Genomic DNA, 23,111 nt, shown 5'->3' on the forward strand with positions numbered 1-23,111 from the left:
ATCGATCATTACCAAACCATTTCATTGATTATTAAACTCATTTTCTCAATAAAATTTCATATTCAATCTCAGAAATATAACAAATTAATCTGCTGTTCAATTATTTAATAACTAACTTTCAAACTGTTAATTCTTTAAATTATATCAATATAATCTGCATCTTATCTTTACCTGTAATGATTAATCTATATTTCGTAAACGAAAGGTTCATATTGAAAACAAAATAGCATCGTTATATACACCATCGCTTACGAAATAATGACTTGAGAGGAAAATATAAATGTTAAAGAAAGTATGTGTTTGTCTACTTACGGGGGCCATTTCCTTGTCCTCCGCAGCCTGTGTAAATAATGGGACTGAAAAAAAATCAAATGAGGTTGCTCAAAATGCTACACATGAAAAACCATTGAAAGATAGTGCGTATAAACCTATTTTTAAAAATAGTCTATTCTTTGGAGATTCAATTACCGAAGGAATGATTGATCAAGAATTAATCGATGATCAAAACATTATTGCTGACAAAGGTAAAGTTACAGCAATGGCTATAGAGGAAGATGTTAAAAAAGTAGTAGAAAAAAAACCTGAACATATTTTTATGAGCTTTGGAACAAATGATTTACTGATGCCTATGGATCTTGAAGGAAAACCTATCGAAAATCCAGTCAAGTTTTCCATAGAAAACTATTCAAAATTAATACAAAAAATAAAAGACAAACTTCCAAATGTAAGCATACACCTTTTATCTGTTACACCAGTTATAGATAAGGTATTACAGGAATACCCACAATATAAACATATTGATGAATATAACGTGAAACTTAAAGAATTAGCAAAAGCTGAGAAAGCAGAGTACATTGATTTATCTCCAATCTTTGAAAAAAACAAAGATTTACATGATCAAGATGGTGTACATTTTAAAGCAGATTATTACAAGCTACTACTTGAACAATTGAAAAGTTCCGTTAAGTAATGCTTACACCTAAAATTTACAGTTCTTCTGTGAGAACTGTAAATTTTAAATAAAAAACACAGACAAAACTATTGTAGGAGGTGAAAGAACAATGGTGTTTAGTAGTTTAATTTTTCTTTTCTTATTTTTACCATTAGCACTTGTTATTTATTACGTATCACCTAAAGTTCTTAGAAATTTTATATTATTTATCGTCAGTCTCATTTTTTATGCATGGGGTGAGCCTGTGTATATAGTCATTATGATATTCTCCACCATATTTGACTATGCTAATGGTGTACTTATAGATAAATATAGAGATCGCAAGGGTATTAAAAAAGCAATATTTATTAACTCCATAATAATAAATTTAGGGATACTCGGTTTCTTCAAATATTACGGTTTCATGGTGGATAATATCAATACGATTTTCAACTTAAATATTGAGGTTGATACCCTACCACTTCCAGTAGGAATTTCTTTTTATACTTTCCAAACAATGTCTTATGTAATTGATGTTTATTTAGGGAAAGTACAAGCACAAAAAAACATTATTTCTTTTGGAACTTATGTTACGATGTTCCCTCAACTTGTTGCAGGCCCTATTGTAAAGTACAGTGATATCGATAAGCAATTACAGGAAAGAAAAGTAACATTCGATCGTTTTGGTCAAGGGATGGAATTATTTATTAAAGGGCTTGCGTTAAAGGTACTTTTAGCTAACAATATAGGACTTCTTTGGACAAGTGTAAAAACAACTTCTATATCAGAACTTACCATCCTGACAGCATGGATCGGGATTATTGCTTTTGCTTTCCAAATTTATTTTGACTTTAGAGGATATTCAGCTATGGCTCAAGGGTTAGGTAAAATGTTTGGATTTGATTTTCCAGAAAACTTTAACTATCCCTATATCTCAAAAAGTGTAACTGAATTTTGGCGTAGATGGCACATATCATTAGGTTCATGGTTTAGAGAGTATGTGTATATTCCTCTCGGTGGAAATCGGACCGGATTAATCAAACAACTTAGAAATTTATTGATAGTTTGGTTCTTAACAGGATTGTGGCATGGAGCAAATTGGAATTTTATTGTTTGGGGATTATATTTTGGATTATTTGTAACACTAGAAAAACTATTTCTTTTAAAATGGCTTAAAAATAGAATGAGCTTTATTGGACATGTGTATACACTTATCATTGTTTTAATTGGATGGGTATTTTTTGAATTTGAAAACTTAGCAGTAGCAATGAATTTCTTGGGAACAATGTTTGGGTTTAATCAATCTGTTTTCTTGGATAATGAAACGCTATATTATCTAACAACTAATTTTATGTTATTTATTGTCCTAGCAATTTGTTCAACACCATTTCCCCAAAAAGCGTTTGGATATATTAAAGAAAAGTTGAAGCTTCCAGGTGCAATTGGCATTCCCGTTTTCTATGTAGTACTAGTAGTTCTTTCAACTGCTTATTTATTGAATGACACATATAATCCATTCTTATATTTTAGGTTTTAATGAAAACCTTTAGAACAATGAGTTTGTATTTAGTTTGAAAGAGGTGAGTTACTTGAATCAGTATGAAAAAATATACAAATACACAATGGCAGGGTTATTGTCACTATTTATAGGGGGAATGTTTAGTATAAATTTACTAACTCCCAATAAAACATTTTCAGATGCAGAGAATAGAAAGCTAGAACAGTTCCCAACTTTCTCTTTTCAAAATCTAATAGAAAAAAAGTTTACTTCTAACTACGAAAAATATATTTCTGATCAGTTTGCATTCAGGGATTTTTGGATAAATGTGAAATCTGATATAGATTACACACTAGGAAAGAAAGAAAATAATGGTGTGTATATCGGTAAAGATGGTTTTTTACTTCAAAAGTTTAGTAAGCCTGAAGAACAAGATGTAAAAGGAAAAATTGAAGCAATCAATGGTCTTCATATTGCGAATCCTAATGTGAAAATGCAAGTCATGTTAGTACCTACAGCAATTAGTATTTTGGAAAATAAACTCCCAAATTATGTTTCTCATGGTGACGAGCTTACGTATATTAATAAAGTAAAAAAATCCTTAGATAAGGATATAAATTTTATAGATGTATATCCTGTATTGAGCTCAAAAAAGGATGAATATATATATTATAAAACCGATCATCATTGGACCACCAAAGGAGCATATTATGCCTATCAAGAGCTGGGTAAAAATATGAAATTTACTCCTAATGAAAATATGGCATTCAACATTAAACAAATTACACATAGTTTTTATGGATCCCTATATTCAAAAGCAGGTTTTAGAAATATAGATCCTGATAGTATTGAATTATATGAGCCTAAGAAAGCAAAAAAATATAAAGTGGAATATATTGATGAGAATAAAACATCTACCTCTCTTTATGAAATGGAGAACATCAAGAAAAAAGATAAATACACGGTATTTTTCAATGGAAATCATCCATTAGTGAAAATATCAACTGATAATACAAATGGAAAAAAATTATTAGTTGTCAAAGATTCTTATGCAAATTCTTTACTCCCTTTTTTAATACCACATTTTAGTGAAATCCATATAGTCGATCTTAGATACTATACAGATAGTCTAAATATGTTGGTACAGAAAAATAAAATCAATGATATGTTAGTGCTTTATAATGGAAATACCTTCTTTGAAGATGCATCTATTAATAATCTATCCGAATAAATAGATTTATCCACCCCTTTAATAAATTTATGTTCATGGCTGTATTCATTAAATATAAAGCGTTAGAATACTTGTTCAAATTAAATATTTAAAACAACTAAATAAAAGGAGAATTTAAACTAATGACACATTTGTTGAAATTTTTTAATATAAAATTCGTTATTATTATTATAGTTTGTACGATTACTTTAGGATCTTTAAGTGGTTGTTTTGGAAAAAAAGATAACGTTAATAGCCTTTCAGCTACAGAAATAGGTGAGAAAATTAAACATGTTACTAACCTAGAAAAAATGAAGGAAGGAGATAGTAAAAAGCTTCAAAAGCTATATAACATAAATACGGATGAAGTCGAAAGCTTTGTGTTATATACCGCTCCTACAAATATCAAAGCTGATGAAATCGCTGTAATAAAAGTAAAAGATGTGAAAAATGTAGAAGGCATTAAAAAGAAAATTTCAAATAGGATCGAAAAGCAATCAAAAAGCTTTAAAGACTATCTTCCAGACGAATATTTTTTAATAGAAAAACATGTCTTAAAAACAAAAGATAACTATATCCTGTTTGCAATATCAAAGGATGCTGATAAAGTTGAAAAAACATTTGATAAACTTTTAAAGTAATTAACCTCTAAATAATAACTACTTCCAAAGCTGATTTTTTTATGATAAGGAAATCAGCTTTTTCTTTGTAAAATATTTTTTAATATAGGAAGACCGGATTTTTATTTTTCATAAAATTTATTAACGTGGGTTTTATGTCATTTGGTTGTTGGGACCCCATTGCTATCAAGCTAAGATTTTAAAGTCCCCCCTAAACGAAATTTTTCTTTCTCTACAAGTAGTTACTTTGAGAAGGTAGCTCATCTTTTTCGTTTTGGGGGCGTTTATTTTTTAGTTGATGGTGATTTTGCGGGCCCCCCTATAAAGAAAAGACACCCTAAGGTGCCTTCCTCCGACTTTAACCACTTTAATTTTAATAATATGTATTGGACTTCCATCCGAATATTATTTTACCATATGAAGTATTATTGGTCATTGAGAAAAAATAAAAGTACTCATAAGAGTGCTTATCCTTCAATCTAATGTTTTTTACTAGATTTTTTATGTCCTTTATTTCGTTCACAAGCTACACCATCGCCATCACGATCTAAATGCGAAGCATAAGCTGGGCTATCTGGAGTTATATCATAGTAACCAGCATTATTTGCATCTGTACAGTTTGCAAAGTGAACTTTCTCTTGCTGAGGTGCTGTATTAGCTGTAGCTTTTTGTTGCTCCTGTTCTTTTGCTCGAGCTGCTTCTTGTTGTTTCTTTTGTTCTCCCTGTTGTCTTTGAGCCTCTTCTTGTTTGCGTTGTTCATCTAATCGTTTTTGCTCTTCAGCTTGTTTTTGTTCTTCAGACTTTTTCTGTTCTTCTATTTTCTTTTGTTCCTCTTCCTGCTTTTGCTCATCTAACTTCTTTTGTTCATCTTCTTTTTTAGTTTCTTGTTTTGGTTCTTCTGATGTACTTGCTTTATCATTTGAACCACAAGCAGCCAGTCCCATAACTAACACGCTGCATGCTAAAGCCATTAATAATTTTTTGCTCATAATTTAATTCCTCCAAGATATATAAAATGTAATATTTCTGGACAATCTTATCAAAATAAACATCTGTATATCTTCATATTGTGTCGAACGAAAATAAAAAAGAGAGAGTCATAACTCTCAATGGGAAAATGATAAGAATTTATCGATGGATATTAGAGAAATAGACTCTGTTTTTTACTAATATTGAATAATGGTTTTTATCAAATCTATAGGGAGAATTGGTTTTGATGTGGGTAGGAAGGAGTGTGTTTCAAAAGGTATACAATTATATCGATATATTTCAAATATAGCTAAATTGTATTTTTGAAATAACATATAAATTTATAATGAATCAATCTTATTCCCCCTTTTCGGGGATTTGAGCAAAATTACCCTATGTTAAATATTTTCTTAGTTATTTTAATCCTAACTTTGCACATAATCGATACAAAAAGTATAGTCCATGTAACTGTTCTTGATTACGTTTATTTAAATGCTGTTGGCACTCCTCGACAATGCTTTTTGCCCCTTCAATGTTGCATTCCTCCAAATCTCTAATAGATTTTTTTAATTGAACAATTTCGTGTGAATACACAGCGTTATGTGTAAGCTTCATTAACAAAATTTTAATAATCTGATATGAATTAAAATAGCGATAATTATTTTCACCTCTCTTTGAATTAACATATCTCTCTTTTTCCCAATATCGTATAGTAGAGGTAGAAATTTTTGTTTTATTTGCTACTTCTCCAATCGTCATTAAGTTATTTGCTATCGATTGAGAATCAATGATATTGTTTAGGTCTTTTATTATTCTAGTAGCTAACTCTTTTTCTTGATAGGTGACTGCTTGTATCTCGTTGATTATCCAGAGGGCAGAATTTAAATTTTTTTGTTGCAGTTTTTTTAATACAGCTGTTGTTATCTCCATTCCAAACCCGGGTGACATGGCTACTATACATTCAAAATATGCTAAATGTTCCTCCGTATAGATTCGATATCCTGTACCCACCCTTTCTGTGGGTGGGATAATCCCCCTTGTTTCGTAACTTCTTAAGGTGCTAGTACTTAAATTTAACCTTTTCGCAATATCAATAGGCCTTATATTACTTTTCATTCTTTTTCATCCCTATCAACATTAAATTTATTACAAAGTTTATCATTTAATCCCCTCTAAAATAAGTATATACAATTGAAAACTTTATAATTGGCTTTAATGTTATAAGATTAAGGAGTACGTAATAAAAAATGATGGAGGGATCTAAGTGTCAAAATTAAACATTCAACCCGAAATGTCAATTGAAGAGTTAGGACAAAAAGTATCTGGCTATTTAAAGGACCATTGGGAAGAAGTTCTTGCAAATACTATTGAGGAACTCCAAAAATTATTTCCGAAGTATGAAGATGCCACCTATGGTATGTACTTAGATAACCTACTTCCTCCAGCATGGAAAGAGCTTGAGAAAGCAGGTTTTCAGTCTGCTGAAAAAACAAAGGAAGATGACTTTATTATTGCTGGGTGCTTAAATTTTAGAAATTCTATTGAAAAAGCAAAATGGGGAACGCCTGATCATGAAAAACGTATCTTTTGGATTGTCATTGAAAACCAAAATAAACAATTAATTGGTACTTTTCTTTTTGAATTATCTCATTCTCATGTAAATTTCAACCTCCCTTCAGCTCCAAAACTAATGATTTTTACAAGTACTGAAAGAAATGAAATTACAAAAAAAATTCTAAGCCTAAACGAAAATTCTTGATTAATGTAACAAGAGGCTGTCTAAAAAGGGCTTGATGATGCTTTCAAAGAAAAACAGCGGGAAATAAAAAAACAAAAAGCTAAACAAAAGCATAAAGGGCGATAGATTTTTCAAAAATCAGGCGCAATTATGGGGCAACACAGGTAGAAAATAATCAGACTTTTTTATAAAACCGAAACATAAATTTGCTGAATAAGAATCCATTTTGATCAATCTTTTTCAAAATGGATTCTTTTTATTTACCGTAGAATATGGATTAACACGATATTTTTAATCAAACTTTATTTTAAAGCTACAGTTTCTACCCTAATTACAATAAGAAAAACAAAAAGAACTTGTAGGAATTCTACAAGTTCTTTTTTAAATAATGTAAAAATTTAAGACAAACTATCTCATAATTTATAAAGAGAAAATCATACTAATTAGCTTGATTCCATAAAACTATTATTCAATCTATCGACCTTCTACTACGGTCTCACCAGAATAATAAAATTTCCCGTTTTTAGCTTGTGCATATGCATACACTGTTAAGCCTTCGTATATCTCTGGTACATCTTCTAACCGTTCAGTTATTTCCACTGTATTCGTTCCATCGCTCAAATCAGTTGGAGGAGCCCATGCAGTTGTAATATATCTATTAGGTCCATATTTCTCTGATACAGTACTTGGCTTTTCTACTGACCATACAATTCTTTCGTAATATTCCATATTAAATGGATTTTGTAATTTCCAAACTCTAAATGTTACCTCATCGCCATAAATTCTCACAGAAGTTTTTGCTTGATTACCAAATTGTGCAATAAATAAACCCACATTTTTATTCAAATAACTTGATGGTAATGTAACAGCTTCTTGTTCTGCTGCACTTGCCTTCGTTGTAACTACAGTTCCTAACCCACCAATACCGATTGCTCCTGCTAAAGCTCCTACAACTAGTTTTTTTAACATATAACCATCTCCTTTTTTCAATAAAATTTTTGGTACAAATTAAGCATATTCTACCTTTTAATTTATGTAAATATTTAGAGTATTTAGAAATAAAACCCTGAACATTCACCATTTTCTGGATATATTGTAGAAAAATTAAATTAATAAGACGGACATAATAACTGCAGTCAGCTTAATGATTGCGCAAATAATATGGATAATATTTACATCAAAGGAAATCCGAAAAGGAGAAAGACCACTAAAATAGTGGTCTTTCTCCTTTTCGGATTTAAATATTAACGTAATCAGATATTGTAGCATGTCCATCTTCAGAACTAATTGGCCTCACCATATCCAAAAAGAAAATTTTACGTTTAGACACATTTTGGACATAAATAACCGATTCCCTGTATGCTAAGCAATTTTTCACATAGAAAAAGCCGATTTCCTAAACGCTAAGGGCTAATCAGCTTTTTAAGGAATTTAGGTGAAATACATATAAAAAATGGAATTTAGCATAGATTTTATTCTTATTAGATTATCCTTCTATTTCGAATACAGTCTCATCGCCATTAAGCCAAAAGCCCCGTTGTTTCTCAAAACATAAAGCGGGCTAAATTTTTAGCATAAACAAATAACGCAGCACGTGTTGCTTACTATAAGTAACATGTTTATTATCCCTTTCTAACTTGCTGGCCATAATACTTCCCTCTAGGGTTGCGATAATAAAGGAAGCTACCGCCTTTGTATCGATATCCGGTTTTAACTCCTTGTTCTGAATCCCTTCTACTATAATCCCTTCAATCATATTGAGAAATGTATAGAAAACTTCAAGTGCCTTTTCCCTTAACAGTAGATTCGTATCATCACTGTCTACAGCAGTATTCAGTAAAGGACACCCCCCTTTTATTGGTGGGTTATTTATTACATCTTCATATACATTAAAAAAAGCACCAACCTTTTCTAATGTCGTATTAGCATTGCATATCGCCTCAGAAAAATGTTGAGAGACAGTCTCAATCGCATATTCAAATGCCTCTAAAGCAATCTCATCTTTACTTTTAAAATTACGATAAATCCCCCCTTTTTGTAGCCCTGTAGCCTCCATAATGTCATTCATCGAACAGCCAGCATAGCCTTTTTGATTAAACAGTTCTGCCGATTTTAAAACAATGTTTCTTCGTGTTTGTTCACCTTTTTGCATAATATCCTCCATTATTATTGTTGAAAAATTGTAATATGTTTTAGTTGTACATTAACATATAATAAGTTACCTTAAAAGAGACCGTTCGGTCTTTTTTGATATAAGATTAGAATTTCTAAAAGGAGATGGTGAGAGAGTTAGCATTTGGTTAGCATGTAACATTCGTATCATGCTAATGGTATCTGACATGAATTTATTGAAGATAATTAAAACTAAGGAGGAAATTATGCATAACATTATTATTCCAGATAGTAAAGTAGCAATAGAAGCTACTCAATTGGTTTACGAGATTTCTCCAGAATTTCTTTATAATCATTGTTTACGAACATATGCTTTTGGTGATGCATTGGGAAAAAAATATGGATTTAAATATGATCAGGAGTTATTTTATCTTGCTTCTATTTTACATGATGTTGGCCTTACAGAGCATGTATGTTGTAAACATTCATTTGAATATGAAGGTGCTGATCATGCAGAAAAATTCCTTCATTCCCATGGTTTTTCACAAGATAAAATTGATGTGGTACGTGAAGCTATTATTCTACACACCTCAGAAATTGCTAAAGAAAAACAACCAGAGATTGCGTTAGTTCATTTCGGGGCGGGAATGGATGTAGTTGGTTTACGTATAGAAGATATTCCGGAGGAAACATTTAATTTTATAATTGAGGTTTATCCTCGATTAGGTTTCAAAAAAGCTATGATTGAACTTATTAAATATGATTCCAATCTAAAAAATACACAGCAACAGCCAAATAATTTGAGTTCTTCTATGCTTCGTATGGGGTTTTCAGATTGGGTGATGAATGCTCCTTTTAAAGATTAGAGAATAAAGAATTAGAATGGCATGGATACAGGCCACAAAACGGATAAAAACCACGCTATGCAAAGAACTAGCCTCTACAAAAGAGGCTAGTTGACGTAAAATTCGATATAGGAAGTTAATTTTAGAAGTTATTGAATATAATCATAAATATTTTTTGCTAATAATAAACAAGTTACTGTTATGAAAAGGGCACGAACATACCCACTTCCCTTTTTTATAGCAAATTTAGATCCGATAATCCCTCCAGCAATTTGTGCAATTCCCATTATGAAACCATACGCATAGTTTACTTGTCCTACATACATAAACATTAACAATGCACCAATATCGCTTCCTAAATTAAGCAACTTCGCATTACCTGCTGCTTTTAAAAAATCATACCCAATAAATAAAAGCGAAAACATTAAGAATGAACCCGTGCCAGGACCTAGAAATCCATCATAAAAACCAATAACAAAAACAAAAACAGTAAAAATAATGAAGTGTCGACCGGACAATTTCTTATGAGTGGAAATACTCCCCCAATCCTTTTTGAATATCGTATAAATAGCAACAGCACCAAGCATGATCAGCATCAATGGCTTCAGTACCTCTGGGTTCATTAAATGAACGGTCCATGCACCTATTATGGAACCTATAAAAGTGAGTGGGAATAATCTAAACCCTGATTTCAAATCCAGGTTACCAGAACGATAAAACACAATATTACTAGTTACACACCCCATTGTCGATGCTAATTTATTCGTGGCTACTGCACTTGCTGGATTCAGCCCTGTAAATAATAAAGCTGGTAAAGCAATAAGTCCACCACCACCTACAACTGAATCAATAAATGAAGCTAAAAATCCAAAAACAATCAAAATCATTAATACTGATGGGTCTAAGTAAAAATCCATATTATCAACCTTTCTTTAGTCACTATCAGAATAGTAACTAATAATTTGCTAAATGTAAACAGTTATTGTAACGTTAAAATATAAAAGTAAACATCGGAGGACGAAAAAAGTGGACTACATAGTGCAACAGCTAAAAAAAATTGGTTTCAATGAATATGAAGCTAAATCTTATGTATCTCTTGTTAAACAAGGGCCTGTCACAGCCTACCAAGTAAGTAAAGATTCAGGTGTCCCAAGAGCGCGAATTTATGAGATTTTAGGTAACCTTGTAGAAAAAGGAATTGTCATGAAGGAAGAAATAAATGACACCACTCGCTATTCACCTCTGCCTGTTGAAATCTTTTTACAAAAGGCGCAATCAGAATGGCAGTCTACTTATGAAGGAATCAGTGATTCATTAAAAACACTAGAAACTTCCGAGGAAAAAACGGATAATCGAGTCATTACTTTAAAAGACAATAAAACAATCATTAGCTATTGTCAGGCATTAATAAAAAAAGCAGAACGACGTATTGTCATTTCAATGTGGGATGAGATGTATGAAGCGTTAAAAGAAGATCTATGTGAAGTAGCTGATAAAGTTACAATACAAGGTATTACCCTGCATGTTGAAAATCCCATTAAAAATCTAGAAGCCCATCGCATAACACCTTATACAGAAACCCTGTCTACAGAACATTGGTTTATTGTATCGATAGATTCTAAAGAGATGATTTATGGACCATCACTTGAAAAGCGTAATATTGCTTTTTATACAGATGACCCCGTTCATATATACTTATTAGAGGATTATGTATGGCATGATGTGTTAGTGAATCGACTTGTTCGACGTAGCCAAGACAATTTGGAGAATTGGATTGCTACAGAGCGAAAAGCATTCTTTACGGAAGAATAAGAAGCATTATTTAAATTAGAGTTCTTTGTTCAACCTGACTTTTGAACAAAGAACCATGTATATTCTATATACATTTGGTTAACATAACGTCTCATTATCGGTAGCGAAGAAAAAGGTGTCCCCTTACTCTCAGAAAAGATTCGCCTTTTTCTTTTTCTATGACCCTATGCATCTTTTTATAGATTCCTATTTTAGAGCCACTTTTGGCTTCCCTATAGTTCCCTATGTCACCCTATTTCTTTTATAAAACTTTGTATACTCTTAGCGTGGGTTTTTACCGAAATGCTGGCGTACCCTAGTAGTTTTGCTCAGGGTTTCAGTTACCTGTAAATGTGTTTATTTAATATGCCTACTTTTATAAAACATACAAAAGATAATAAAAAATTATATAAAAAAACACATTTTGTTTAAAAATATCCCTTAAGTTGATGGATGTGTGCCCGTGTGTATATATTTAATTTTGTTCTTGTCCGAAAGAAAACTCACAGCTTTACTGTGTCATGAAAGGATAAAAGCCTGGGAGAAACTGTTTAACAGTTTTCTCTTAGGCTTTTTTTGTTTTTTTTGGTAAGAATAAATTTGGAGGTGTCTTTTAGATGAGTAAAGACTGGATTAAAGTATTTATTGCTGCTTTCTTTGAAATTTTTTGGGTTATTGGATTAAAAAATGCTGATGACTTTTGGACTTGGACGGGGACTATCATTGCTATATTTTTCAGCTTTTATTTAATGATCGTGGCAGGAAGAAAGCTTCCAGTGGGAACTGTTTATGCTGTTTTTGTTGGGTTAGGTACAGCTGGAACTGTCTTTTCTGAAATCCTATTCTTTGGTGAACCATTTAAAGTGGGAAAAATACTCTTGATCTTATTTTTATTAGCTGGAGTAATTGGCTTGAAATTAGTTACAGATGACAAAGTTCAGAAAGGTGATGAACCCTAATGGCATGGATTTCTTTAATCTTAGCAGGTCTTTTTGAAATGTTTGGTGTTGCTATGATAAATAAATTACATAAAGATCGAAATTGTCAATCATTAGTTTTGTTAATTCTGGGATTTGGATTAAGTTTTATATTTCTTGCTTACGCAATGGAAACACTACCTATGGGAACAGCTTATGCAATTTGGACTGGAATTGGTGCCTCTGGAGGTGCAATTTTAGGTATGGTTTTTTATGGCGAATCAAAAGACTGGAGAAGACTTATCTTTATAGGCATGGTTTTAGGTGCTGCAATAGGTCTAAAACTCGTTTCATAAATGATTTTTTAAATTGTACTATGAAGAAAATAATCTGTTTTTATTAAGCAAATTATCTTCTTCATTTTTTTGTTATTCAACAAAATAGACCAATTATTGAATAAAATTACTTACATTTTTTCATAACTTTATTATCTCTGTACAACTTTATAAATCTAATAAAGTCTATTTTTTGATGTATACTTTTGTTGGTGTTCTCATAGAAATATGGAGAAATAGAAGAAACTCACTATTTGCAATGAAATGAATGTAAACTTTTGTATTAATTTACATTAGATATCTTTAAAAAGTGTTAAAAAAAACGACCTTTAATCAATCCTGTTTTTTACATTCCCTTTTTCTAAAACCACAGAAAATATAAGTACTATTGTTAACACCATAATAAACCTTACTTCACTTCCATCACTTACAAAAAATGAATACAAAGTATAAATTAAAATTAATATTCCATAAATAATTTTGTACAATGAACTTCCACCTTCTCCTACATATATTTTAGTATAAAAATTTAATTCAAGTCCTAAATCAAAATAAAAATAAAAAACACCTGTGATATACACAAAGTGCTTTTCCCTTGTCAATTTATCTATTTTCTTTTTATAACTCAAACTTCTTAGAATCGTACTTTTAGCTTGTTGCAATTCATTTTATTTATATGGAATATGTTTTTATCTGTCTGTACAACTTCAACATTTTCTCCATCTACTAATGATCTCCTGTACTTAAAAGCGTGCCCTGTTAATACTGTTGTACCCCCCCTTTTGTTTGATTACTCGTATCATAAAACAAGTATCTGAAGTTTATATGTAGTCTATCTAGAGTCTATGTAAATCAAAAAATTTCTAACAAACTGTTTGTATTGTAACGTTACCACCAAAACTATTGCTCTAAACACCATAATTTGAAGAAACAGTACCCTATGTTCTAATCCTCAATTCCTCCTACTGCTTTTGTTGAGTAAAACTAGTTAATCCCTATAATATAAAAAGAGCATCCCTTTTTGGATGCTCTTCGTTATAACTATATATTATTTAATTATCTCCTTTTGTTTCTACCATTTTTCCTTCTTGAGAATCCGTACCTGTACCTTCTGCTTTTTCAACAGTTTTTACATCTCCTTTAGATGCTGGCACTGCATCTTTAGGTAAATCAAAGTTTTGTGAGGAAGACGTTGTTCCATCTGCACTCTGTGTAATTACTTGATTTGAATTTTCATTTGACTTTAAATTGTCCGTTTTCGCATCATCTACACCAATTGCACCACCCGCTAATAATCCTGTACTTAAAAATGCACCTGCTAATAATGTTTTAATCATTTTTCATTACCTCCTGTTTATTTGTAATATTCATCAAAAAAGTATCTAGAGTTAATGTTTTAGTCATTATCTTTATCTACTTGCTTTTTGATTACATTTAGCATAGGGCAAGAATCTATAGTTGATATGGACTGTATCTGGAGATTATGTAAAGAAAAATAGATGATCAATTGTATATCCTAATGGATGCTTAGACAAGATTAAAATTTTATATGAGTTTGATCGTTGAATTACCCTTTGTTTTTGATCGTAAGGTTTATGGCTGGGGTAAGCCTATTGAGGACCTAATCTTTTCTAATTTGGAAGTAAACTTTTGGCTAAAAATTTACTTCCATTTTATTTAAATATCAAGTTCTTCCTCAAATTAAAGTGGAACAATTTTATTACTTAGATTGTCTATTAAATGTGTTCCTAAAATTAGATGTTCAATTTAGATATAATAAATCCCGTTTGAAATCTATTTTTAAGTATTACAAAAATATGAAAGGACTTTTTATTTTGAAAAGGAAAAGGATGCAAAAGAAGGATGAGTATTTAAGAGATACAAGCTTAATCCTTTTACAGGTAAAGCATTGCAAGTGAGATTGAAGAAGGAATAACTGAAACAATAGCGTATGAAGCATATAAACATCTTGCATGTGCTTTAAGCTATAAAATTTTAGCTGTAGAAGTATTGTTACCCCATACTATCTTTACTTACATCCGTATCAAAAACCTAGGAAAAAACCATATATTCTTGAAAGAGGTTGAAAATTTATGTTCATATTAAGCAAGTTCTTTAACATTACGATTGTATCTGTCGTATTACTTTCATGTGTAACACTAATAGGCTGTTCCAATAGTAATACTCCATCTGAATCACCTAAACAAACGAAACAAACAAAGCCAATTAAACAAGAAAATACTGGTGATAATTCTTTTGCTAAACTTGAAAAAGAATATGATGCCAAGCTTGGTATTTATGCACTGGATACTGGTACGAATCAAACTGTTTCTTATCGATCAGATGATCGTTTTGCATTTGCCTCTACATCTAAATCATTAGCAGTGGGAGTTCTTTTACGTCAGAACTCAATAGAAGCTCTTGATGAAAGGATTACGTATACGCGTGAAGACCTTTCTAATTATAATCCAATTACCGAAAAGCATGTGGATACAGGAATGACATTAAAAGAACTTGCAGATGCTTCTGTTCGATATAGTGACAGTACAGCACATAATTTAATTCTTAAAAAGTTAGGTGGTCCATCCGCATTTGAAAAAATCTTGAGAGAAATTGGTGATACTGTTACTAATTCCGAGCGATTTGAACCTGAATTAAATGAAGTAAATCCAGGAGAAACACATGATACGAGTACCCCAAAAGCAATCGCTGAGACACTTCAGTCTTTTACATTAGGAACTGTACTACCATCTGAGAAACGTGAACTATTAGTAGATTGGATGAAGAGAAATACGACTGGGGATAAATTAATTCGTGCGGGCGTACCAAAAGGATGGGAAGTAGCTGATAAAACAGGTGCAGGTTCTTATGGAACAAGGAATGATATTGCAGTTATTTGGCCACCAAATAAAAAACCAATTGTTCTTGCCATCCTCTCTAATCATGATAAAGAAGATACTGAATACGATGATAAACTTATTGCAGATGCAACCAAAACCGTTTTAAATATTTTAAAAGCTACAAATAAATAATAATAGTAGTACATTAATACTTTTCCATGTTGCCGTCACATTACTGTGACGGATTTTTTAGGTATGTTACAAAAAATTGACCATTTAATGTTACGGAAGCAATTCAAAAAATTAACCGTTACAACTAAAAAACTTTTCAATTTAGACAGATATTTTTCTTATAGGGGGCACCTCATATACGTACTGACTTAAGAAATTAATTGTTCCCAAACGAAATTAAAACACGCCAAATCCTCATACATAACTGGGTACAAATAAAAAACCATCTGAGATTCTATTAGAGGTTCTAAAGGGGAGTTACATACCCTTTATTGCAGAATTTGATTGCTGCCATACTCACCCGATGTTAACTGTCCCAATGGATTTCAAAATAGAGATGGATACAACAAATAAAACATTAACAATTCTTGAAGAATGGATTAATTAAATTCATTGATATTAAAAGACTGATTAATCTAAGCATGGATAAATCAGTCTTTTTAATATCAAAATTTTCTTAGTGTGTTTTTTTCCAAAAAGCTGGCGGGACCTCATATCCATCAAGCTAATAAAAAACTGTGTTCCAAAAGGAAAATTAAAGAAAAGAATCTCATTGATTTACCGATGCCAGCGTTATAATGAAACCTTCCTTCTCCTCTTTTTATCAGTATTGGTAAGTAAAGGGGGGCCAGGCATAAAAAACAGGTTGTGGAGAAAGTCTTCTTCACAACCTGAGAATAAATTATATATCCAAATATGATTTATTCTTTTAACTATTAAGTCTTTTATAATCTGTTATAGTCAATATAACTAGCGTCATAATAAATCCACTGACCTGTTCCAATTCTTATCCAGCCGTTCTTTTCTTCATATACTGTAACTTTTTCGCCTTTACTTGTCTTTCTAACAATAGAATAGTTTGTACCTGATCCGCTTCGAACATTTACCCCAATACCATTAATTTGAGCCGTTCCAATTACCTTTTCAACACTACCATTTTCAATTACTTGTAGCATATTTAGAATAAATGTTGCTGTTTCACCACGAGTTGTTGTTCCTTTAGGGTCGTATTGATTGTCACCCTTACCTCTTACAATACCTAGGCCATACAGTCTTTGTACGTCTTCTTTATAAATAATTTGGTCTTTGTCTGAGAATGGTAGGTTTACAACTGGTCCCCATATACCTTTATACTGTAAAGCCTTGTTTACAATAATTGCTGATTCTTCTCTTGTAATAGATGTGTTTGGGTCAAAATAACCATCTCCTCTACCTTGAATGATACCTGCACTCGCAGCACGTTTAATACCATCTCGTAAAGTTGAGTTTGCATCGTTTAGATCTTTAAATGAAGCATCTCCAGCTGGCAGGTTTAGAGATTTAGAGATTAATTGAGCAAATTCGGCTCTTGTTATCGCTCTATTGGGTGCGAAAACTCCGTTTCCTTCCCCTATCATAATACCCCTTCTATTTAACTCTCGAATAGCTTCTTCATACCAACCTCCTGTAATGTCATCTTTTGGTTGATAAAGATTATTATAATATCCCTCAACGCTACTTACGAATACATCCCATTGCCCATTATTAATCATGTTAGCAGGGCAGATTTTACCGCTCCATTTTTGGTGTTTTACAATGTTATTTAACGGTACACCAGTTTCTTTCATTAAATAAGCTACAAGTTTCTTAGCGTTATCTACCGCTTTACTGTAGTTTCCGTCACTGTTAACTGCGATTTCAATTGCAATAGATTCTCTATTACCTGGACCATCACCGTCTCCGGCGTGCCATCCGTTCTCGTTTAATGGTAGATGTTGATAGATCTCTTTATCGTCTACTGTAAAATGCCACGATGCAGCTCGGTCTGTGTTCCCTACTGCTTGGTTATATAGGTATTGAGCGTGGTTTCTAGCACCTGCTCCTACACTTGTATTATCAGTCTCATGAATTGTAATATACTTTGGACTCATGTAGTTTTGAGGACGAATATTATCGTTACCTGCTGGAACAATCCATTCAGTGAATGGAACACCGTTTATTGTACTAGAAGTGCTAGGTAATATGGGAGACAGACTACGTTTTGTTCTGTTTGAATTGTTAGGAACAGTTAATGTACCTGTTTCTTCATGAATACCTTCTGAACGTTGAAGACTATCTACTTTCTTATTGTCGACAGTACCTCCACCACGTCCGTCTACCTCTTCAAAACTAGCTTCAATACTTTTTAAAGCCTGTTCATCTGTTGTTTGAAGTTGGTCTGTGTTACCTTGCACTTGAAGGCTTGTAGATTGCTTATTGTTTACTGATTGTTGTTCCTCTGCAAACGATACCAATGGTGAAGATAATACCGTTAATCCTGCCGTGAATGCTACTACTTTTTTATTAAATTTAATATTCATTTTGAATTTGGCATATCTTACTATCTTAATAGATATACCTTCCTCCTTGTACTTCTTTTAGTCTAAATAATAGTGTGAATAATAGTTTAAATAATCATAGCCTGACCCTCAAAAATAATGGATTAATTTTCCACTCCATATGATAAACCGAAATCTTTAAGTCCTACTAGATATATCAGTATTTCAGAATTATAACACAGCACGATTGCAAAAATATAATTAAATAACATAAATAATTTTTAATGTATAAAAAGATTCTGTTGCAAAAATTCCAAGACTCTTTCAAGTAATATCCTAATCTTGAACACTGATATGTATAACTCTAAAAAAGGTGCGTGATTAGTATGGAAAAGGAAAATTTGTTTAAATGGAGGCATTATCGGCCTGAATTAATAGTAAGTTTGGTACCTATGGTACAATTTGAGCTTCCGTAACCTGATTGTATGCGACTTAAACAACAAAAGTACATGAATAACATAGTAGAACAAGAGCATTGCCTAATTAAGAAGCAATGCTCTTGTTCTATGCTATTGTTCAAATATTTTGACACATCTACAACTATTCATTCTGATTAAGGGTGGCACTATTAAATGAAACAATACCGTCATTCTCTTAAGCAATGTGGCATAACACAAAGTATGTCTCGCAAAGGAAACTGTTATGACAATGCCGTTATTGAAAATTTTTTCGGTATCATAAAATCGAAATTTCTGTATTGAAAAGAATTTGAAAGTATAACACATTTCAAACAAGAATTAGCAAAGTATATAGACTACTATAATCATAAAAGAATAAAGGCAAAATTAAAGGGTATGAGCCCGGTACAATACCGGACCTATACCCTAGAGGCTGCCTAATGAAACGACTTGTCTAACTTTCGGGGGGCACTTCAGGGTTTACCGTACCTATCAAACTAATTAAAATAGTTACACTAAAATGATTAGAGACCCTAATTTATTTACACAGGTTAGAAACATCAGGCTATTTTTAAAGACTTTAGGATTATTGAATAAACAGTAAGAAATGGTTTAAGCCAGTATTTTATTCTTCACTAATAAAGGGAGCAATTATTTTTTTTTCACAAGAAGATAGCACGATATTCGTTGAAGGCGTACCATATTGCATTGTATCATCAATAAATTGCTCTAAACTTTCTACAGAATATGTTGCTATTTTGACAATATAGCTAATTTCCCCTGCTACTCTGTAACATTCAAGTACATCTGGATGGTTATAGCAAAAGTTAGCTAATGATTTACAATCCTTTGTCTTAAACAAAATAAGTGCAGAAATTGGACGATTCAATTTTTTTAGGGAAACATGTGCATGATATCCTTCAATAATTTGCTGTTCCTCTAACTTCCGTACGCGCTCAGTTACTGATGGAGAAGATAAGTGAACGGATTCTGCTAAATCCTTCATTGAAATTTTTGCATTTGACTGTAATAATTCTACGATTTTTTTATCAATCTGATCCATAAATTATCCAACCTTTTTTTATAAACTAGAATAAATGAAATTCTTTATATAATAAAGCTAAACAATCAAATTTCCTTGTTCAACTTATGTATCAGCCTACTATCTTTATATAAAATTAGGATAGAAGGAGGCGAGTTTCAATATGAAAAAGATTTGTTTATTATTAGCTGACGGATTTGAAGCAGTGGAAGCGAGTGTATTTACTGACGTACTAGGCTGGAATAAATGGGAGGGTGATGAGTCCACCGAGGTCGTAACAGTTGGTCTTCGAAATAAATTAACCTGCACCTGGAATTTTACTGTCATACCAGAAAAAACGGTTGATGAAATTCAATTAGACGAGTTTGATGCATTAGCTATTCCAGGGGGATTTGAAGAAGCTGGTTTTTATCAGGATGCATACAGTAATGAATTCTTACATGTTATTCAACATTTCCATGCCAAACAGAAGCCCATTGCCAGTATCTGTGTAGCATCTTTAGCACTCGGTAAAAGCGGAATCCTTACAAATAAAAAAGCCACCACTTACAGTCATCCAACAAGTAAACGAAAAGAGCAATTAAAGAACTTTGGTGCAATCGTACAAAATGATTTAATTGTTCAGGATGGAAATATTATTACATCTTCAAATCCAGGTACAGCTTTTGATGTTGCCTTTTTATTACTTGAAATACTAACATCTAAACAGAACGTTACACATGTAAAGGATCTTATGGGATTTTAGGAATATCTCATCAATAAATGGGTAATTTGTAAATTTTGAAGTTTATCATTAGTTATGTGGTAAACATCCATGCTCTAGTTCTATTTGTTGAACCAAATGAAAACATTAGCATTTGACTAGTATAGGAGAATTTTTTAATAGCACCATTTGTTACGTATAAAAAGAAACAACTTTACTATAATGAATGTTGGATAAGTTAAGTGTGATAGGGGTCTGGCGAAACATCTTAAATAAATTTTTTATTTGTGTATAACTATGTGAACAGTTCATGTTTTATAATGCAGTTCTATTAATTCAGATGGATATGTAGGTGAAACAAATGAAAAATAAGCAACCAAATTAAGAGTACGATTTAAATAAAAGATACACATACAAAGAGTTCCCTGATAAAATCAGTGGTCGCTGTGATAATTGCGGCAACACCCCATTTAAAAGTTCCGTTAAAGATTTCATCTTCTTAAGAGAATGCCGTCAATGTGGTACGAAAAAAATCATAAAGCCCTATCCCAAGGGCTTTATTCATTCTTTTAGATTTTTAAGGAGTATTAATCCTTAAATTAACTCATATAACTTTAAAAAATATATGATAGTTTCTTCTATTTGATTATTTGTCTCACTATAAAGAATATCTACAACTGGTAGTCCAATCCCCCAACAAAAATTTTTTTTTATTATGTCTCGTAACATTCGCTTTCTTGAACCCTTAAATCCCCCAAAGTACTCAGATTTCATATATTTATAATGTTGTATACCATTATATTCTATAACAAATAGAGGATATTTACCTTGGCAAACAACAAAATCCATTCGATAATCATATTCAAATCCAAGTTTTTTTAGAGATAGTTCTTTAATAAAAACTATATCGTTTTTAATTAGAAAATGTGTAATAAATTCCGCTCCATAAGACTCTTTATAACTTCTGCTGCAGCTAGGACAATTTTCACCATCCTTTTTGATCTTAATGGGTGCTACCTTCCACTCATGCCCACGAAAGCATACATGTACCCCCTTAGTCCTCATTGATTTATAGGGGCCAATAAAAGTAATATCGGACCTATTTTTTGCTAAATAGTCTATATATTTTTGATGATTAGGTGATATATTCTCATCTATCTCTTTTCTTATTATGTTTGAACACCATACATATTTACTACCCCCATTTTCTTTATTGATTACATAAGACTGTATTAATTGAATGTCTTTTTTATTTTCAAGCTTTTGAAGATACTCTTTGTATTGAGTTAATTCTGCAGGTTCTCTAGATTGTTTTTTATAAAAATGTATACAACCATAATTATCCTTTACTAAAAGAATTATTTTCCCTCTAAATACCATAATTTTCATCCTTTTATTAAAAGTTGTATTAATTTAATAAAAATTTATCATAAAATAATCAGGAATCGACTCATTACATAATCCTTACCCTATCATCTAACTTGCAATACGTTTGCGGTATTCTTGCCCTAATTATAATAAATATGATAAATCCAGCAGCTTAAGTCTTTTAATATATTATTAAAAAAAGGATATGCTTAATTGCATATCCACTATTAGAATATTATACATTTCACCTATTCCAAACTTTCTTCTTATTTATATACTTACCTTCGCTTCTCCAATATCCTGTTTTTTAATTAAATCTAAGTAAAAATGTGAGACAGTTGTGTTGTAATAAGGAGAAATAAAAATAAATGATAGATTAAATGTAAACATTCCGATAAATGCGGATAATAAAAACCAACCAATAAATGATAACCAAAGAACAAATAACTTTAGCTTTTGTCCTTTCATTATTCTTTTACTTTCTCTCAATGCTTCACTTGCTGTATAATCAGGATTCTCTACTAATATGTAATACGACATGGAATAAGAAAAAAATTTAATAATACCTGGAACAATTAATAAGAGACTCCATAAAAAAAGAAAAATAGCTTGCAGCAGCCCCAATTTCATTGATTTAAATACATTCTTCTTTTTAAATCCCGAAAATACATCGTCTACCTTAGCATCTTCTTTTTTCCCTAAGTGTAAAGTAAAAACAGAATATCCATAATTGAAGATACCTTGTATGACACTATAAATTAGGAAACAAACCCCACCTAAACCAATATAACTTAGAATAAGTACAGCAAGTGCTGTTGGATCTACTTGTGGTTCCCCACCAATTGAATAAATAAATAACACATCCGGGCCAATTATCCCGATAAACAGTGCAAATATTAAATACATAAAAGTGGCGATTGCTGATGCACTTAAGGTTGGTACAAAATAGAATAAAGCTGATACTCCTATACCTACTCCCCATTTCCCATCTAACGAATTAAGTGCTGCTTTCTTAAAATTTCTTGTCATACTTGTATTCCCTCCTTTTTTCTTATTTTGCTTTACTAAAAACATAAAAGAACTTGTAGCAGGCCCCGCTACAAGTTCTTTTAGCAAAATACTTTAGCTCATCGAAAAATTATTTATTCTATACAATCGGGGGTAATGCCTAAAATATGGTTTATTAACATCATTATATAACATAAT

Annotated in this window: 21 protein-coding genes and 6 pseudogenes; 16 read left to right on the forward strand and 11 right to left on the reverse strand. The window is 31.6% G+C overall.

Going from position 1 to position 23,111, the window contains the following annotated elements; translation table 11 throughout:
• Nucleotides 1-280: 280 nt before the first annotated feature.
• The 4 genes from ACTFR3_RS25025 (at nucleotide 281) to ACTFR3_RS25040 (ending at nucleotide 4,280) form a co-directional block, all read left to right on the forward strand.
• Nucleotides 281-970: a GDSL-type esterase/lipase family protein gene (locus ACTFR3_RS25025; protein ID WP_440044915.1), complete on the forward strand. Its 690-nt coding sequence runs from the start codon at nucleotides 281-283 to the stop codon at nucleotides 968-970.
• A gap of 91 nt (nucleotides 971-1,061) precedes the next feature.
• Nucleotides 1,062-2,468 (forward strand): MBOAT family O-acyltransferase, encoded by a 1,407-nt coding sequence (locus ACTFR3_RS25030; protein WP_440044916.1) that lies wholly within the window; start codon nucleotides 1,062-1,064, stop codon nucleotides 2,466-2,468.
• A gap of 52 nt (nucleotides 2,469-2,520) precedes the next feature.
• Nucleotides 2,521-3,660, forward strand: coding sequence for a DHHW family protein (locus ACTFR3_RS25035; protein WP_440044917.1), 1,140 nt, complete (start codon nucleotides 2,521-2,523; stop codon nucleotides 3,658-3,660).
• A 122-nt stretch (nucleotides 3,661-3,782) separates the two neighbouring features.
• Nucleotides 3,783-4,280 (forward strand): DUF4358 domain-containing protein, encoded by a 498-nt coding sequence (locus ACTFR3_RS25040; protein WP_440044918.1) that lies wholly within the window; start codon nucleotides 3,783-3,785, stop codon nucleotides 4,278-4,280.
• A gap of 458 nt (nucleotides 4,281-4,738) precedes the next feature.
• On the opposite strand, the gene ACTFR3_RS25045 is transcribed toward ACTFR3_RS25040, so the two are convergent.
• Together ACTFR3_RS25045 and ACTFR3_RS25050 are read right to left on the reverse strand one after the other, a co-directional pair.
• Entirely contained in the window at nucleotides 4,739-5,248 is a 510-nt protein-coding gene (locus ACTFR3_RS25045; protein ID WP_440044919.1) for an excalibur calcium-binding domain-containing protein, read from the reverse strand.
• 394 nt (nucleotides 5,249-5,642) lie between these two features.
• Nucleotides 5,643-6,344: a MerR family transcriptional regulator gene (locus ACTFR3_RS25050; protein WP_440044920.1), complete on the reverse strand. Its 702-nt coding sequence runs from the start codon at nucleotides 6,342-6,344 to the stop codon at nucleotides 5,643-5,645.
• A 148-nt stretch (nucleotides 6,345-6,492) separates the two neighbouring features.
• Between ACTFR3_RS25050 and ACTFR3_RS25055 the strand changes: the two genes are divergently transcribed.
• Entirely contained in the window at nucleotides 6,493-6,987 is a 495-nt protein-coding gene (locus ACTFR3_RS25055) for a DUF6022 family protein (protein ID WP_440044921.1), read from the forward strand.
• Nucleotides 6,988-7,440: 453 nt separating this feature from the next.
• Here the strand turns inward: ACTFR3_RS25055 and ACTFR3_RS25060 are convergent, their stop codons facing one another.
• Together ACTFR3_RS25060 and ACTFR3_RS25065 are read right to left on the reverse strand one after the other, a co-directional pair.
• The gene (locus tag ACTFR3_RS25060; RefSeq protein ID WP_439963053.1) at nucleotides 7,441-7,935 is read right to left on the reverse strand and encodes a hypothetical protein; all 495 of its coding nucleotides are present in this window, start codon (nucleotides 7,933-7,935) and stop codon (nucleotides 7,441-7,443) included.
• A 592-nt stretch (nucleotides 7,936-8,527) separates the two neighbouring features.
• The gene (locus tag ACTFR3_RS25065; protein ID WP_439963052.1) at nucleotides 8,528-9,118 is read right to left on the reverse strand and encodes a TetR/AcrR family transcriptional regulator; all 591 of its coding nucleotides are present in this window, start codon (nucleotides 9,116-9,118) and stop codon (nucleotides 8,528-8,530) included.
• Between the two features lie 226 nt (nucleotides 9,119-9,344).
• Here ACTFR3_RS25065 and ACTFR3_RS25070 point away from each other — a divergent pair, with 226 nt between their 5' ends.
• Complete coding sequence (locus ACTFR3_RS25070; RefSeq protein ID WP_440044922.1) at nucleotides 9,345-9,944, forward strand: HD domain-containing protein; 600 nt, start codon at nucleotides 9,345-9,347, stop codon at nucleotides 9,942-9,944.
• Nucleotides 9,945-10,072: 128 nt separating this feature from the next.
• Here the strand turns inward: ACTFR3_RS25070 and ACTFR3_RS25075 are convergent, their stop codons facing one another.
• Entirely contained in the window at nucleotides 10,073-10,840 is a 768-nt protein-coding gene (locus ACTFR3_RS25075) for a TSUP family transporter (RefSeq protein WP_440044923.1), read from the reverse strand.
• 109 nt (nucleotides 10,841-10,949) lie between these two features.
• Here ACTFR3_RS25075 and ACTFR3_RS25080 point away from each other — a divergent pair, with 109 nt between their 5' ends.
• The 3 genes from ACTFR3_RS25080 to ACTFR3_RS25090 all read left to right on the forward strand — a co-directional run bounded on the left by ACTFR3_RS25080 (nucleotide 10,950) and on the right by ACTFR3_RS25090 (nucleotide 12,987).
• Nucleotides 10,950-11,735 carry a TrmB family transcriptional regulator gene (locus ACTFR3_RS25080; protein ID WP_439963048.1) on the forward strand — a complete coding sequence of 262 codons (786 nt, stop codon included), beginning with the start codon at nucleotides 10,950-10,952 and terminating at the stop codon, nucleotides 11,733-11,735.
• A gap of 596 nt (nucleotides 11,736-12,331) precedes the next feature.
• Nucleotides 12,332-12,673 carry a DMT family transporter gene (locus tag ACTFR3_RS25085; RefSeq protein WP_440044924.1) on the forward strand — a complete coding sequence of 114 codons (342 nt, stop codon included), beginning with the start codon at nucleotides 12,332-12,334 and terminating at the stop codon, nucleotides 12,671-12,673.
• On the forward strand, nucleotides 12,673-12,987 hold the full coding sequence (locus ACTFR3_RS25090; RefSeq protein WP_440044925.1) for a DMT family transporter: 315 nt from the start codon (nucleotides 12,673-12,675) through the stop codon (nucleotides 12,985-12,987). Before ACTFR3_RS25085 ends, ACTFR3_RS25090 begins: the two co-directional genes overlap by 1 nt.
• A 308-nt stretch (nucleotides 12,988-13,295) precedes the next feature.
• On the opposite strand, the gene ACTFR3_RS25095 is transcribed toward ACTFR3_RS25090, so the two are convergent.
• Both ACTFR3_RS25095 and ACTFR3_RS25100 read right to left on the reverse strand, forming a co-directional pair.
• Nucleotides 13,296-13,547 carry a hypothetical protein gene (locus ACTFR3_RS25095; RefSeq protein ID WP_440044947.1) on the reverse strand — a complete coding sequence of 84 codons (252 nt, stop codon included), beginning with the start codon at nucleotides 13,545-13,547 and terminating at the stop codon, nucleotides 13,296-13,298.
• A 483-nt stretch (nucleotides 13,548-14,030) separates the two neighbouring features.
• Nucleotides 14,031-14,303, reverse strand: a pseudogene (locus ACTFR3_RS25100) (alpha-ketoglutarate permease); the annotation flags it as partial.
• A gap of 756 nt (nucleotides 14,304-15,059) precedes the next feature.
• Between ACTFR3_RS25100 and bla the strand changes: the two are divergent.
• Nucleotides 15,060-15,998, forward strand: coding sequence for a class A beta-lactamase (bla, locus tag ACTFR3_RS25105; RefSeq protein WP_440044926.1), 939 nt, complete (start codon nucleotides 15,060-15,062; stop codon nucleotides 15,996-15,998).
• A gap of 247 nt (nucleotides 15,999-16,245) precedes the next feature.
• Nucleotides 16,246-16,425: pseudogene (locus ACTFR3_RS25110) on the forward strand (LD-carboxypeptidase); the annotation flags it as partial.
• A 337-nt stretch (nucleotides 16,426-16,762) separates the two neighbouring features.
• Here the strand turns inward: ACTFR3_RS25110 and ACTFR3_RS25115 are convergent.
• Entirely contained in the window at nucleotides 16,763-18,376 is a 1,614-nt protein-coding gene (locus tag ACTFR3_RS25115) for an S-layer homology domain-containing protein (protein ID WP_440044927.1), read from the reverse strand.
• A 344-nt stretch (nucleotides 18,377-18,720) separates the two neighbouring features.
• On the opposite strand from ACTFR3_RS25115, the pseudogene ACTFR3_RS25120 reads away from it, so the two are divergent.
• The 3 pseudogenes from ACTFR3_RS25120 to ACTFR3_RS25130 form a co-directional block, all read left to right on the forward strand.
• Nucleotides 18,721-18,817 (forward strand): annotated as a pseudogene (locus ACTFR3_RS25120) (IS6 family transposase); the annotation flags it as partial.
• Nucleotides 18,811-18,945 (forward strand): annotated as a pseudogene (locus ACTFR3_RS25125) (IS6 family transposase); the annotation flags it as partial. The pseudogenes ACTFR3_RS25120 and ACTFR3_RS25125, both read left to right, overlap by 7 nt.
• A gap of 6 nt (nucleotides 18,946-18,951) precedes the next feature.
• Nucleotides 18,952-19,233, forward strand: a pseudogene (locus ACTFR3_RS25130) (IS3 family transposase); the annotation flags it as partial.
• 184 nt (nucleotides 19,234-19,417) lie between these two features.
• Here the strand turns inward: ACTFR3_RS25130 and ACTFR3_RS25135 are convergent.
• Nucleotides 19,418-19,855, reverse strand: coding sequence for an Lrp/AsnC family transcriptional regulator (locus ACTFR3_RS25135; protein WP_044585243.1), 438 nt, complete (start codon nucleotides 19,853-19,855; stop codon nucleotides 19,418-19,420).
• A gap of 142 nt (nucleotides 19,856-19,997) precedes the next feature.
• Between ACTFR3_RS25135 and ACTFR3_RS25140 the strand changes: the two genes are divergently transcribed.
• Both ACTFR3_RS25140 and ACTFR3_RS25145 read left to right on the forward strand, forming a co-directional pair.
• Nucleotides 19,998-20,579 carry a DJ-1/PfpI family protein gene (locus ACTFR3_RS25140; protein WP_440044928.1) on the forward strand — a complete coding sequence of 194 codons (582 nt, stop codon included), beginning with the start codon at nucleotides 19,998-20,000 and terminating at the stop codon, nucleotides 20,577-20,579.
• A 319-nt stretch (nucleotides 20,580-20,898) separates the two neighbouring features.
• A pseudogene (locus ACTFR3_RS25145) lies at nucleotides 20,899-21,075 on the forward strand (hypothetical protein); the annotation flags it as partial.
• A gap of 56 nt (nucleotides 21,076-21,131) precedes the next feature.
• On the opposite strand, the gene ACTFR3_RS25150 reads toward ACTFR3_RS25145, so the two are convergent.
• Nucleotides 21,132-21,917 (reverse strand): DUF2726 domain-containing protein, encoded by a 786-nt coding sequence (locus tag ACTFR3_RS25150; protein WP_440044929.1) that lies wholly within the window; start codon nucleotides 21,915-21,917, stop codon nucleotides 21,132-21,134.
• A 258-nt stretch (nucleotides 21,918-22,175) separates the two neighbouring features.
• Nucleotides 22,176-22,934 carry a DUF975 family protein gene (locus tag ACTFR3_RS25155; RefSeq protein WP_440044930.1) on the reverse strand — a complete coding sequence of 253 codons (759 nt, stop codon included), beginning with the start codon at nucleotides 22,932-22,934 and terminating at the stop codon, nucleotides 22,176-22,178.
• Between the last annotated feature and the right edge of the window lie 177 nt (nucleotides 22,935-23,111).

Origin of the sequence: Bacillus cereus group sp. MYBK14-1 (assembly GCF_051916885.1) — a bacterium.
Classification (GTDB): domain Bacteria; phylum Bacillota; class Bacilli; order Bacillales; family Bacillaceae_G; genus Bacillus_A; species Bacillus_A cereus.